At 63.5% G+C, this 13,554-nt stretch carries 12 protein-coding genes and 1 other RNA gene; 3 read left to right on the top strand and 10 right to left on the bottom strand.

All coding sequences use genetic code 11. From position 1 onward, the window contains the following. The 8 genes from rsmH to JVX98_RS08680 form a co-directional block, all read right to left on the bottom strand. Positions 1 to 1,026 (bottom strand): 16S rRNA (cytosine(1402)-N(4))-methyltransferase RsmH, encoded by a 1,026-nt coding sequence (gene rsmH, locus JVX98_RS08715; RefSeq protein WP_205238332.1) that lies wholly within the window; start codon positions 1,024 to 1,026, stop codon positions 1 to 3. A gap of 14 nt (positions 1,027 to 1,040) precedes the next feature. Continuing rightward, the gene (mraZ, locus tag JVX98_RS08710) at positions 1,041 to 1,481 is read right to left on the bottom strand and encodes a division/cell wall cluster transcriptional repressor MraZ (RefSeq protein WP_192446750.1); all 441 of its coding nucleotides are present in this window, start codon (positions 1,479 to 1,481) and stop codon (positions 1,041 to 1,043) included. A 755-nt stretch (positions 1,482 to 2,236) separates the two neighbouring features. Continuing rightward, complete coding sequence (locus tag JVX98_RS08705) at positions 2,237 to 2,617, bottom strand: hypothetical protein (protein WP_205238331.1); 381 nt, start codon at positions 2,615 to 2,617, stop codon at positions 2,237 to 2,239. 8 nt (positions 2,618 to 2,625) lie between these two features. Beyond that, positions 2,626 to 3,025, bottom strand: an RNA gene (gene rnpB, locus JVX98_RS08700) — RNase P RNA component class A. A gap of 106 nt (positions 3,026 to 3,131) precedes the next feature. Then, entirely contained in the window at positions 3,132 to 4,322 is a 1,191-nt protein-coding gene (locus JVX98_RS08695) for an FAD-binding oxidoreductase (RefSeq protein WP_205238330.1), read from the bottom strand. Positions 4,323 to 4,617: 295 nt separating this feature from the next. Continuing rightward, positions 4,618 to 5,145: a lytic transglycosylase domain-containing protein gene (locus JVX98_RS08690; protein WP_205238329.1), complete on the bottom strand. Its 528-nt coding sequence runs from the start codon at positions 5,143 to 5,145 to the stop codon at positions 4,618 to 4,620. Between the two features lie 223 nt (positions 5,146 to 5,368). Beyond that, positions 5,369 to 6,133: an N-acetylmuramoyl-L-alanine amidase gene (locus JVX98_RS08685; protein WP_205238328.1), complete on the bottom strand. Its 765-nt coding sequence runs from the start codon at positions 6,131 to 6,133 to the stop codon at positions 5,369 to 5,371. Next, positions 6,130 to 6,837, bottom strand: coding sequence for a DnaJ family molecular chaperone (locus tag JVX98_RS08680; RefSeq protein WP_043615866.1), 708 nt, complete (start codon positions 6,835 to 6,837; stop codon positions 6,130 to 6,132). Before JVX98_RS08680 ends, JVX98_RS08685 begins: the two co-directional genes overlap by 4 nt. 430 nt (positions 6,838 to 7,267) lie before the next feature. Between JVX98_RS08680 and JVX98_RS08675 the strand changes: the two genes are divergently transcribed. The 3 genes from JVX98_RS08675 (at position 7,268) to JVX98_RS08665 (ending at position 10,413) form a co-directional block, all read left to right on the top strand. Beyond that, entirely contained in the window at positions 7,268 to 8,485 is a 1,218-nt protein-coding gene (locus JVX98_RS08675; protein ID WP_192446753.1) for a pyrophosphate--fructose-6-phosphate 1-phosphotransferase, read from the top strand. A 129-nt stretch (positions 8,486 to 8,614) separates the two neighbouring features. Then, complete coding sequence (locus tag JVX98_RS08670) at positions 8,615 to 9,250, top strand: LysE family translocator (protein ID WP_192446754.1); 636 nt, start codon at positions 8,615 to 8,617, stop codon at positions 9,248 to 9,250. A 116-nt stretch (positions 9,251 to 9,366) separates the two neighbouring features. Beyond that, entirely contained in the window at positions 9,367 to 10,413 is a 1,047-nt protein-coding gene (locus JVX98_RS08665; protein WP_205238327.1) for a lytic transglycosylase domain-containing protein, read from the top strand. 67 nt (positions 10,414 to 10,480) lie between these two features. Here the strand turns inward: JVX98_RS08665 and JVX98_RS08660 are convergent, their stop codons facing one another. Together JVX98_RS08660 and JVX98_RS08655 are read right to left on the bottom strand one after the other, a co-directional pair. Then, positions 10,481 to 11,833: a serine hydrolase gene (locus tag JVX98_RS08660; RefSeq protein ID WP_205238326.1), complete on the bottom strand. Its 1,353-nt coding sequence runs from the start codon at positions 11,831 to 11,833 to the stop codon at positions 10,481 to 10,483. Between the two features lie 141 nt (positions 11,834 to 11,974). Beyond that, positions 11,975 to 13,534, bottom strand: a complete 1,560-nt coding sequence (locus JVX98_RS08655; protein ID WP_205238325.1) for a bifunctional diguanylate cyclase/phosphodiesterase — start codon at positions 13,532 to 13,534, stop codon at positions 11,975 to 11,977. Positions 13,535 to 13,554 lie beyond the last annotated feature (20 nt).

Below are 13,554 nucleotides of genomic sequence, written 5' to 3'. Positions count from 1 at the left end.
TCAGCCCCCCAGCCGTGCAAGGCTTGCCAGTTCCGGCAGATTGAAAATGGACAGATCGTTTCCCGGCGACTGAGCCTCAGTGCGGATACCGGCGCGCAGCTTGGCGGAGCGCGCACGCGGATTGAGGGACGCTTCTTCCTCGCTGGCCGACACCATAGGCTTGCCAACTGGCGTGAAGGTTGCCGCCCGCGCCGAAACCATGGGCAGGTGGCGCGAACCGCTGGCCTTGCCGGAGCGGTCCTGGAAGAAGGCCTTGACGATGCGGTCTTCGAGCGAATGGAAGGTAACGACGACAAGGCGGCCACCGGGCTTCAGCGCCCGCTCGGCCGCAAACAGCGCCTCGGCCAGTTCGCCGAGCTCGTCGTTGACGAAGATGCGCAGCGCCTGGAAGACGCGGGTCGCCGGATGGATCTTGTCCTTGGCCTTGCGCGGCGTCACCACCTCGATCAGGCCGGCAAGGTCGCGGGTCGTTTCGAAGGGCTGTTCGGCCCGACGCTTCTCGATGGCGCGGGCGATACGGCCCGCCTGCTTCTCTTCGCCGAGAAAACCGAAGATGCGAATGAGGTCGGAGACCTTGGCGCGGTTGACGACGTCGGCGGCAGAGACGCCCGAAGCCGACATGCGCATGTCGAGCGGCCCCTTCTTCTGGAAGGAGAAGCCGCGCTCGGCCTCGTCGATCTGCATGGAGGAAACGCCGATATCGAGCACGACGCCATCGAGCCCGCCCTCGGGCGCCTGGGCGGCAAGATCGGAGAATTGCGCATGAACGAGCTTCAGCCGACCGCCCCACTCGGCGACCTGCGCCTGGCCGGCGGCAATCGCCGTCGGGTCGCGGTCGAGCGCGATTACGTCGGCACCGGCTTTCAGGATTGCGGAGCTGTAGCCACCGGCACCGAAGGTACCGTCGAGGATGACCTTGCCGGGCGCGGGCTCAAGAGCCGCAAGCACCTCCGGCAAGAGAACGGGAATGTGACGAACCGGTCCGCCTTCGGCTTCAGAAACACCTCCGCCTTGATCCGTCACCATTCCCTCTCTCCATTCTATTCTGGACGCAACCCCCGTGACTTGCGCCCTTCCCGGGCTGCCGCCTGCGCCTTTTGAAAGGCCTGCGGCTCCCAGAGCTGAAAATAATCGCCCCGCCCGACGAACATCACGTCGGTCGAGATCCCGGTGAAGTCGCGGATGAAATCCGTCATCATCAACCGGCCTTCCGGATCGAGCTTCACGAAGACGCCGCCCCCGTGAACCAGCAGCGACATCTCGTTGGCTTCCGGAGAAAACGGATCCTCGGCCGCCATCTGCTTCTCGAACCGATCCAGGAGCTCCGGCCCACCGACGCTGACCGCCGGAAAGACGAAATCCTGAAAACAGTATAGCTCCCGAACGCCCCCATCCGACAGCACGGAGCGAAACGCCGAGGGAACGGATACCCGCCCCTTCGCATCGATCCGATTGGTGGCATGTGACAAGAAGCGGTTCATAACGCGAAACGGCCGCCCAAGACTGACGGGCCACGATCATCGACCCGCGAGAACACGTCACTCCGCACACAAGACAGCCCCGCCGAACAGTGGAATGTCCGACCACCCTCCGAAGCCGGAAGGCACTGGAATCTTGCGATGTTGAGCCGCGAAGCAGCCCCTGCGCAGTGCCATTATGGGATATCATGGGACCATATGGGCGTCAATGGGAATGGATCGTAAACAGCCGTCGGGCTGATCAAATATTGATAGGTTGTTAAGTTTAACGAAGGGTTACGAAGAGACCCCCACCGTGCAGGAATGCGACGGTCGAACGGCTTCAAATCGTTGAAAAATCAGAATGTGAGAAAAAGCGCAGGAACATGCGCATTGCCACCGCCGGGCGCGATCGCGCGGAACCCAACCGGCAAAAAACCGAGGCAGCAGGCGCCGGCCACCCGCGGCCGCGAACGCAACTTCGCATCGCGGAGATGCCCGCGACGACGCGCCTCAGATCAAGTCTAGGGCGCCTTCCGCCCAGGGTCGGACTGCGCAACATTCTCGTCGATCGAGTTGTGACACGCTTCGAACGTACCGACCTGGCGGCTGTAGAGCTCTTTCCAACGACCAGCATCGAACACCAGGTATTCAAGCACGCATCGGTCTGGCTCGTAGGAGCCCCATTGCGCCATCGTCAGCCTGCTATCAAGCCCGAACCCAAGCGTCATCAGAAGGTTGTCGTCACCGCCCCGAGGGAAATCAAAGACCTCCCCGGTTCAGTTGCTCGAGACGACGACGAAAGTGCACTGCGCACCGCAACCGACTTGATTCACCCGGTACTCGCCGGCAAAGTTCACGCCTTCCAGCATTTCCTTGGCGATCGTCGTTCGAAAGAGGCGGAAATCCTTGTCACGGCCGTTGAAGTCCGGGAGTTTTACTTTGCCCTTGTAGACCTTGGCGGCAGGATAGCTGTTCGCCGAAAGGTCTGGCAGATTTTCACCATAAACGGGAGCAACGGCGGCCGGCACCAGCACAAGCAGCGCCAGACCGACACCGCACCATTTTCCGAAAGCTTTTGCGACTGTCACCTGCGCCCCACTGTCAGCACTCGCCGACACCACTGGCACAACCAAGTGGTAAAGACGCGGTTTCACCATAAAGAGAAATCGCCAGTTGGCCTGTAAGCCGGGTTCTGTATGGCCCCGCCACCCGAAGGCAACGGAACGTGGCAGCCATTCATCTGGGACTACGTTTGCACGCAGCCTCTTGCAACCCACCCGGATGACTGGCCCGGAAACAGGCTGGGCGCTTGAGCGTCCGCGTCATCCCTATTCGGTCTTGCTCCCGGTGGGGTTTGCCGTGCCGTCCATGTCGCCATGTCCGCGGTGGGCTCTTACCCCACCCTTTCACCCTTACTCCGCAAGCGGAGCGGTTTGCTTTCTGTGGCACTTTCCCTGAGGTCGCCCTCGCCGGACGTTATCCGGCACCGTACTTCCGTGGAGCCCGGACTTTCCTCCCCCCGCGGCCTTTCGGCACTTGCGGAGAGCGGCTGCCCGGCCAACTGGCAGGCGCTCCTTAACGCAAGCCCCCGCCCGGCGCCAGAAAAAACGGCAGGGTTTCGAAAGCCACCAACAGGCAGATCGGCTGGAGCCTGGCGGATGCCGCCTTCGCCTAACGGAAGGCCACCGCGAAATCGGCGCCGTATTCGGGCTCGTCGATCCGCCCGTTCTGTACGAGGACGGCGCCGAGCCTGCCGATTTCATCGGAGCTTTTTGCCGCCTGGCCATTGCCACCGGTGACGACAGCGATACGGTCGCTCTCGGCAAAACCGATATAGGGCAGTCCATGCCGGGTGAACGAGGTGACGCAGGGCGAAAAATGGGTGGAGGCCGGCTTGAAAGCGGGCATCACCTCGGCCAGCAACCGACGCAGATGCTCGGCCGCGGCGGCACCGCCCGGCCCGCGGAACCAGTGCCGTATCGCCGGCTCATCATCAAGCGTTCTATCGCTCGGATCGCCGCCGATCTTGATGTAGGTCTTGCCGTCGGCATAGCCAACCGGCGGCAGCAGGTAGTAGCTCTTCTCCTGCTCGGGCGCCGCACCGATCAGCGAAGGCATGCCCTCGAAGTCAGGCAGCTCGCTCGCCGCCACCTCGGCGAACAGCACCGTGCGGGCCTTGACCGTCAGGTCGATCGGCCGCGGCAGCAGCGTGTTTGAAAGCGAGAAGCCACCGGCCGCGACGATGACCCGCGGCGCCGTTAATCGATCGCCCTTGAGCGTGGTAACGATCACCCGGCCGGCGGTTTCGGCGATGGAGCGAACCTCGTCGCGCACGATCCGCGCGCCGGCCTTCTCCGCACAGATGACCTGCGCCGCAACGAGTGCGCGCGGATTGACGTAGCCGGCGCCAAGGCGCTCGTAAACGCCGGCCGCTCCCTCTGGAAAACGGAACCAGGGAAAACGCTGCAACAGCGTCTCGCGGTCGTAGAGCGGAGCCTCGACGCCGAGCGCATCCCGTGCTCTCTCCACCTGCTCGATATAGTCGTAGCTCGATCCCGGCGCCGGCCCGGCCATCAGGCAGCCGACCTCATGATAGAACCGGATACCGCTTTCGCGCTCGATCTCGTCGTAGCGCTCGATCGAGCGCCGGGCAAGGCGCGCCCAGACGGGATCGTCGTCGATGGTGCGGGTGATGCGGGCATTGTCGTAATGGCTGGAAAAGACGCCGGAATGGCTAGCCCAGTCGCTCGGTTCGTCCGGGCCGACGAGCGCAACGTTCGCCCCCGACAGCGCCAGGTGCCGGGCCGCGGCCGCGCCCATCATGCCCTTGCCGACGACAATGAAATCAAAGCTTTCCGACATGCCCATCCCCGCTCCGCTGACACGGGAAGGAGGTAGCATATCGGCGCCGACAGGGCACCACCACTCAAGGATTTAATTGGTGCGCCGGAACGCGAGACCTGTCCGGCTGGAGCATCCGCCAGGGCCGCGTGGCCGGCGGATGATGCTCTCTCGTCGCGCGGGCAAATGCGGCACCCACGCTTGTCTGTCAGTCGACCGCAGCGCCCGCCCTCAAGTGGAACCACCGAGGCGAAAAGATGCTCTGGTCTGAGAACGCCTATGCGTTCTTTGTGCGTCCAATGAAACGCACGGCGTTCTAGTCGATGATGTCCTGGACCTTGCCGCAATAGCGCTTGGAAACCGGGTTCATGCGCTTGGCGCCATGACCGGCATTGTACTTCAGGATCGTGCCACAGGTGGTGCCGCCCGACAGCTCGTGCGCCATGGCGAGATACTTCATGCCGAACTTGATGTTGGTTTCCGGATCGTAGAGCCCCTTGGAGGAACCGGAATAGCCCATCATGCGCGCCGTGGCGGGTTTGATCTGCATCAGGCCGATTTCGCCGGCGCTGCCGCGTGCCTTGGGATTGAAATTGCTTTCGACCTTGACGACCGCATGCGCCAGATCGACGGGTACGCCGTACTGCTTCGCATAGCTCTTGATGAGGGCTGAATACTGAACGTTCTTGGGAAGGTCCGGTTTCGGGAAGCCTGTGGTCCGGGTGACGGACGGGATGGAAGAGGTCTTGATGGTCTTGTCGACATTCCCCGCATACGACGTACCCATCCCGGCGAAGGACATGCCAATGCATGCCGCCACCGCAGCAACAGACGATATTCTCATGTAGTTTGAATTCTCCGGTCTGGGGATTCGACCGAAGCGCACCCCGCTTCGAGCCTCACGTCCCGATCGTTTCATTCACAGGAAGTGAGCGTCGCGCCCTGAAGCTCCTGCAGTTTCAATGAGCGGGAAATGAACGGTGCATCATGGTAAACATGTGGCAAAGCTAAAAAAACATGCCACGAACATCCGCAAAACTGGCTTCAGAGCGAAAAATTCTTCCGCGTCAGGCGATGAATTGCGGCAGCCCGGAAAGCAGGCGATGAAGCGTATCGAGGGTTGAGATGTCGGCGATGCCGTCCACCCTCTGTTGCCGGAAATGCCTTTGGAACGCGGCGACGGCACCCTCGGTTTTTTCGCAGAAATCGCCAGTCACTTCAATGCCGTAGCCATAGAGCGACAGCATCGACTGGATGGCCTCGACCGGCTGGCCGCGGTCGCCGCGCTGAAAGAAGCGCCCGCCGCCGATCGGCGCAGGCTCAACCCAGTGCCCGACCCCTTCGCGATGAAGGACGTGCCAGGGAAATTTTTCTCCCGGATCGACCTTGCGAATGGGGGCGATATCGCTGTGCGCCAGCACCCTTTCCGGGGCGATCGACCACCGCTGGCCACAGTCCCGACACAATTTGACGACCGCTTCGATCTGTTTTTCCGGGAAATCCGGCAGTCCGCCGGGGTGGCCGGGATTGGCGATCTCGATGCCGATCGAAGAGGAATTGATGTCGGTTTCGCCCTTCCAGTAGCTCTTGCCCGCGTGCCAGGCACGCAGCGTCTCAGGCACGAGCTGATCGACCCGCCCGTCCTCATGAACGAAATAGTGGCTGGAAACCTGGCTTTCTTCGCGACACAGCCATTCGAGCGCCGAAGCGCCCGTCGCCATGCCGGTGTAGTGCAGCACGATCATATCCGGTGCCCGCTTGTCAGCGCGCTCGCCGAAATTCGGCGACGGCATGAAGCGAGCCCCCGGATAGTCGCAGTATTTAGACGTCATGCAGCTCGGCGTTCTTTCTCGATCGCCTCATAGGCGGCATTGAGGGCCGCCATGCGATCATTGGCGATCGCGTGGAATTCTTGCGGTACGCCGCGCGCAACCAGCATGTCCGGGTGGTTCTCGGAAACCAGCACACGGTAGCGCTTGCGGATGTCGGCGAAATCATCCTTACGCGAAACGCCGAGCACCTGATAGGGGTCGCGACCGTCGCCGTGCACGTGACGGGCCATGATGCGACCGAAATGCGCCTCGTCCATGCCGAAGATCTCGCCGACCCGCAACAAAAACGCCAATTCGCGCTCGTGAACCGCACCGTCGGACTTGGCGATGTGGAAAAGGCCATCGACGATATCTTCGAGGATCGGGCAGTTTTCTTCGCAGGACGAACACAGCGACGCCATCTTCTCGGCATAGGCCTCGTAGCCGGCGACGTCCTGGCGCGCCAGGTTATAGAGACGCGCGACGTTCTGCGCCTGGTCGGGCGGGAACTGGAAGATGTCGCGGAAGGCGGCGACCTCGGCTTCGCTGACGATGCCGTCGGCCTTGGCCATCTTGGCCGAAAGCGCGATCATCGCGACGGAGAAGGCGACCTTGCGCCGTGTCTCCGGATCGCCCTCAAACAGGGTACGCACGGCCTCGACCACACCGGCAAGCGCATTGCCGGTGGCGGTAACGATCTTGAGGAGGCTGTCCCAGAATGACATGCGAGAATCCCTGTCTCTCCAGCGTATAGCATGGACTTGTGTGGTGGCAAATTGCAAGCGGTGGGATGGTCCAAACCACGAGGATGACGAATTTGTGATGGCACCTCACTATTGTCAATCCATCGATTGGAACTTGCGACAGCTGGTAGACGGAAAGCTGTTCCCTTGGGAACACCCTAGCGATCCGAAGCGGCAAATTTATGCCGCAAAACGCGCCGAATGCAGCTCCTGCGAAGACCGCGCCTTCTGATCGCCGGTCGGCGCCTGCGACAATCGGCGCGGCACCGGGCCTGCCCTTCGTCTCCGAAGGCAGACGGCGACCGTTCCCTCCCCGCCTCGACACAACATCCACAGGGCCGTCATTTAAATTCCATCCGATTTGCGCTATGGAGGCCGCACCCATCGCATGCCAAAGTCCCGAGGAGGAAACATGGCCAAGAAAAAAGTCGCAATGCTGACGGCCGGCGGGCTCGCACCCTGTCTGTCATCGGCCGTTGGAGGACTGATCGAGCGCTATACGGACGTAGCGCCCGAATACGAACTGGTCGCCTATCGCTCGGGCTACCAGGGCGTGCTCCTTGGTGACCAGATCGAAATCACCCGCGACATGCGCGAGAAGGCTCATATTCTGCACCGCCATGGCGGCTCGCCGATCGGCAATAGCCGCGTCAAGCTCACCAACGCCGCCGACTGTGTCAAGCGCGGCCTGGTCAAGGAAGGCGAAAACCCGCTGCGTGTCGCAGCCGAACGCCTTGCCAAGGACGGTATCTCGATCCTGCACACCATTGGCGGCGACGACACCAACACGACCGCTGCCGACCTTGCCGCCTATCTCGGCGCCAACGGCTACGACCTGACCGTGGTCGGCCTGCCGAAGACCGTCGACAACGACGTCGTTCCGATCCGCCAGACGCTCGGCGCCTGGACGGCTGCCGAATACGGCGCCCGCTTTTTCGACAATGTCAGCAACGAACAGAGCGCCGCCCCGCGCACGCTCGTCGTCCATGAAGTCATGGGCCGCCACTGCGGCTGGCTGACGGCGGCCACCGCCCGCTCCTACATCCAGATGACCGACGACAAGGAATTCGTCGACGGTTTCATGATGAACCGGCAGATGAAGAACATCGACGGCCTTTACCTGCCGGAGATGAAGTTCGACCTGCAGGCCGAAGCGGACCGCCTGCGCCAGGTCATGGACAGCTCGGGCTTCGTCACGCTGTTCGTCAGTGAAGGCGCCTGCCTCGACGCCATCGTCGCTGAACGGGAAGCCGCCGGCGAGACCGTCAAGCGCGACGCCTTCGGCCACGTGAAGATCGACACCATCAATGTCGGCAACTGGTTCTCCAAGCAGTTCGCGGCCCTTCTCGGCGCCGAGCGCTCCATGGTGCAGAAGTCCGGCTACTACGCCCGCTCGGCTCCGGCCAACGGCGACGACCTGCGCCTGATCCAGAGCATGGTCGATCTCGCCGTCGAAAGCGCGCTCAACAAGGTCTCGGGCGTCACCGGTCACGACGAGGACCAGGGTGGCAAGCTGCGCACCATCGAGTTCCCGCGCATCAAGGGCGGCAAGCAGTTCGACACCTCGACCAAGTGGTTCGGAGAGGTGATGGACGTCATCGGCCAGAAGTGGAAAGCCCAGAAGCACTGATCAGGCCCGTTTTGCGGGCTACGTGTGCGACCCGTAAGATGTGCATGACCGACGATTGACGGCTCCGCGTTTCCGTGGCTGGCTCGGCAAATTGATTGCCGAGACGCCCTCAAACGCGGAGCCTTTTTCATGTCGTTCGAACACTGGTTTGCCTTTGCCGCGGCCTCGGCCGTGCTGCTCGCCATCCCCGGCCCCACCATTCTCCTCGTCATTTCCTATGCGCTCGGCCATGGCCGCAGAACCGCGGGCGCAACGGTCGCCGGCGTGGCGCTCGGCGATTTCACCGCCATGACCGCCTCCATGCTCGGCCTCGGCGCCCTGCTTGCCACCTCCGCCGCCATCTTCACCCTGTTGAAATGGGTGGGTGCTGCCTATCTCATCTGGCTCGGCATGAAGCTCTGGCGCGCGCCGGTGGCCGCCGGCGGCGACGCCGACCTCGAAACCACGTCGACGGAACGCCCGCTGCGCATCTTCTTTCATACCTATGCAGTGACCGCACTGAACCCGAAGAGCATCGTCTTCTTCGTCGCCTTCCTGCCGCAGTTCCTCGATCTCAGCCAGCCGCTCTTTACCCAGATGGCGATTTTCGAGCTGACGTTCCTGACGCTCGCGATCCTCAACGCCAGCCTCTATGCAGCCCTTGCGACCGCCGCCCGCAGCACGATTTCCAAGCCGAATGTGCGCCGGATCGTCAACCGCGCCGGCGGCTCCATGCTGATCGGCGCCGGGCTTTTGACGGCCACGATGAAGCGGGCCACGGCCTGAAATTCGCCCCCACGCTTGCCGCCGCCAGCCTCATAGGTTAATGGAGATTCACGCTTGGCGGCTGGCAACCGCTGATTTGCAGGGGCTACGGGGCCCAGAAGCACGAAAGTGACAGAATGGCGAATTACCGTATTTCCCTTTCCAAACAGACGTTTGGCATGGCAGCTTTGTTGTCGGCGACCATCGTCTCGGGATGCTCAACGGTAGAGCACACGTCGCTGGCAGACCTCACGGCCGTGCAGACGGTCACGCCCCTCGCCAAGCCCGGCACCGAAATGACGGCCTATGCGCTGCCGACGCCCGACGGCGTCGCCACCGCAACGAGCGCGGCCCTCACGGCGCAGACGGCAGGCCAGACCGCTGGCGTCGCCGCCACCTACCCGGTCGCGACCGATCTGGCACAGGGCGCCGGAGCTGCCCCCGCACTGGTCGCGGTTCCCGCGGCCAAGCCGGGCGACACCATGGCGCTTGCCATGGTTGCGCCGACGGCCCAGAACGGTGCCAGCGCGGCGATTGCAGCCGCTGAAGCCCCCTCGCCCGCCGACGCAACGCAGGTTGCATCCGCCGCCCTTTCGCCGGCGGCAACCAAGACCACGCGCGTCCAGGACCTGCCGGTCTCGACGCTCGCAGTTGCGGCCGCAATGGAATCGGACTTCGACACCGGCGAACCGGTCGGCCTCGAAACGCTGGTCGCCAACCGCATGATCGTTCCGACCGAGCGCCCGAAGACCGGTGTGATCGGCTCGACGGTGGCCGCAGTCGCCAACGTCATTCCCGATTCGATGAAGTTCACCAAGACGCCGACGAGCTCGCGTCCCGAACTCGACAAGATGATCAAATACTATGCCGATCTCAACGGCATTCCGGTGGAACTGGTGCACCGCGTCGTCAAGCGCGAGAGCAACTACAATCCGCGCGCCTACAGCAAGGGCAATTACGGCCTTATGCAGATCCGCTACAACACCGCCAAGGGCCTCGGCTATGACGGTCCGGCCGAAGGTCTGTTCGACGCCGAAACCAACCTCAAATACGCGACCAAGTATCTGCACGGCGCCTGGATGGTGGCCGACAACCAGCACGACGGCGCAGTCAAGCTCTATGCCAGCGGCTATTACTACCACGCCAAGCGCAAGGGTCTGCTCGAAGAGCTCGGCATGAAGTAAGCCGGCCATCCGGCTTGCCCGAAGCGAAGCTGCTTCTCGACGGTTCAGGAATTCCCTTACGAGGCGCTCAATCGAGCGCCTCAATTATTTTGGCGTTCAGCTTCTGCACGTCGTAGCCAAGGCGTGAGGGCGTAAGGCCCAGCCGCACGACCGCCAGCTTCAGCGAAGGCACAAGCATGATCGCCTGGCCGTCATGGCCGAGCATCCAGAAGGCGTCCGCCGGGAAACTGCCCGTTCCTGCCCGCGCGCCGTTTTCCTCGAGCCAAACCTGACCCTGGCCGTATTTCCCGCCCGATGCCTTGGTCGACGTGCGCATGAAGGCGACATAGTCCTTCGGCAGCATCGCCCTCCCCTTCCAGACGCCGTCCTGCAGCAGGAACTGCGCAAACCGCGCCCAGTCCTGCGTCGTCGCATACATATAGGAGGAACCGACGAAGGTTCCGGCCTCGTCCGTCTCCAGAACGGCGCTCGTCATGCCGAGCGGCGCAAACAGAGCGTCATAGGGAAAGGCAAGCGCTGCCGCCGGGTCGTCGAAGGTCCGCATCCAGATCCGCGACAGCAGCGTGCTGGTGCCGCTCGAATAGCTGAAGTTCGCGCCGGGCTTTGCACCCAGCGTCCTCGTGGCGGCAAAACCCGCCATGTCCTTTTCCAGGTAGAGCATCCGCGTCACGTCGGTGACGGCGCCATAATTCTCGTTGAAGGCAAGCCCGCTCTGCATCCCCATAAGGTCCGCAAGCGTGATGGCCGACCGCTCGTCCCCGGCCCATTCCGGCAGCAGGTTTCGTTGCGACGCGTCCATGCGCCCGTCAGTGATCCGAAGGCCAATCAGCGCGGCCGTCACCGACTTGGTCATCGACCAGCCGAGCAGCGGCGTCGAACGGTCGAAACCCTGACCATAGGTTTCCGCCACCAGCTGCCCGTCGCGGATCACGGCGATCGCCCGCATGCCGGGCCCGGCGAGATCGGCGTCCTCGATGAGCTTCTGCAAGGCCGGCTCGATCGCGGCTCCCTCGCCTTCGGGCCAGGCCGCACTCGGCACCGGCGCTGCCGCGGCGGTTTTCGTTTCGATCGGTGCCAGAGCCGCAGCATTGCCGTCGGGCAGGCTGGCGCAGCCGGCACCCGGACGGTAGGCCGCATAACCGGGTGCGGCAAAACCGAGGATGCGCGCCGTCACCAGTTGCTTCTCTTTGTCGACGCCGACGCGCACGAGCTTGAGCAAGGGATGGCCGGGGGCCTGCACGTCGTCGGCGAGCACCGCCTGGGCGTCGCGCCCGGCGATGAAGACGTTGGAGCACACGATTTTCGCGGCATAGCCGTCACCGACCTTCAGCAGTTCCGGCGGCGCCAGCGCAAGCCAGCCGAACAGGCCGACGACGATCAGCGCCAGCGCGGCTCCCGAAATCTTCAACAAACGTCTCATGCGATCCTCCGGCCTGATGCGCAAAGAGAACCAGCATTTTGCCGCAAGGGAAAGCCCCGGCCGGCTCAACTTTTCATATTGGAAAGACGTTCAGGCGGTCGAAAAAAGTGCAGCGCTTTTCTGCCCGTGACGTGGTCTCGCTTAAGCCCGGGCCGAGCGGCGCGACTCTTCCGCCTCGCCGTCGCCGACGAGCACCGAGACGTCGGCCAAGACCGGCGAAACCCAAGGACCGCGGATCTCGGCAGCGCCGCAGGCCCGCGCGCAATCCGCCTCGCTCTCCTTCTCGACACCGCTGACGGCGATCGAAAGCCGCAGCACCTGTCCTGTTTTGATCAGGCAGGCGAGCAAGGGCACGCTGCGCTCGCTGCCATGTGCGGCACGAACGGCGGCGAGATCGACGGTCACCTGATCGGGCTGGACGTCGGAGATCTGGTTCAGAGGCAGCGACGAGGCGGAGCCGCCGCCGAGCGCGACGCGAACGCCGAGCGCGCGCAGCCCCCGCAAGTTGTCTGTGACGATGACAAGATCGTCGGTCGAGACGCCCTCGGCGACCTCGATCGTCAACCGTTCCGGCGAAAGGCCGGCCTCCGAAAGGCACCGCTCCACCTGCGTGACGAAATCGCGGTCGCGCAGTTGCGAGACGAAGGGTGCGATCGTCAGCCCCTTGGGGACGTTCCAGCCGGCCGCCTGCCTGCAGGCGGACTGAAGCGCCCAGGCGCCGAGCGCCAGCGTAATCGCGCTCTGCTCCGGCGGCTCGAATGTTCCCGCACCGATGACGCCGAGATGCGGATGCCGCCAACGCAGCAGCGCCTGGAAGCCGCGGATGGAGCCGCTTTCGATGCCGAGGATCGGCAGGAACGCGAGAAAGAACTCGTCCGCCTCGAAACCGCGTGTAAGATCGCGCTCGGCTTCCGCCCGCTGCCGCACGGCATGGCTCAGGGTTTCCGAGTGGAAGGCATGGCTGTTGCCGCTGATCGCCTTGGCCTCGTAGAGTGCCAGGTCCGCCCTTTTCAACACGTCGGATGTCGACTTGTCCAACCGCTCGATGAAGGCGATGCCGATGCTGCAGCCGGACGCGATGCGCGTCTCCCCGAGATCGAACGGCGCTTCGAACAGCTTCTCGACCCGCGTCGCGAGCATTTCGGCATCGGCTTGAGACGGCGCGCGCGCGGCCGCAAGCACGAACTCGTCGCCGCCCAGCCGGTAGATCGTCGCCTCGCCGGCAAAGGCACGCCTGAGACGGGCGCCGAACAGCGCCAGCAACCGATCGCCGGCGTCATGGCCCAGCGTGTCGTTGATCACCTTGAATCGGTCGAGATCGAGAAGAAGCAAGGCGTTGCGCGCAAACGCCGTACCTTCTGCACAAAGTGCCTGGCTGATGTCGGCTTCGAGGGCCGCGCGGTTTGCAAGTCCCGTCAGCCTGTCGCGATGGACTTCGTTGCGCAGGCGGCGCTCGGCGCGCCGCGCGGCACGCAACTCGAGTTCGAGCCGGCGCGAATAGCGCCAGCGATAGAAGGAGCCGCCGAGGATGAAAGGCATCGCGCCGGCTGCCAGCACGGCGGGAACGTCCCAGTGCGGCGCCATCTCGCCGGGAAGAGCGGTTCCACCGGCAAGCCACGCCGCAGAAACCAGAGCCCCCAATGCCGCGCCGGCAGCCGCAAATCGCTGCTCGGGCTTCGGCAGAAACGTACTTAACATCATGTCGACGCCCCCCGTATGTG

The sequence above is a fragment of the Ensifer sp. PDNC004 genome (assembly GCF_016919405.1).
Lineage (GTDB): Bacteria > Pseudomonadota > Alphaproteobacteria > Rhizobiales > Rhizobiaceae > Ensifer.
Note: the sequence above shows the minus strand (reverse complement) of the source record. Positions and strands in the feature narration are given on the sequence as shown.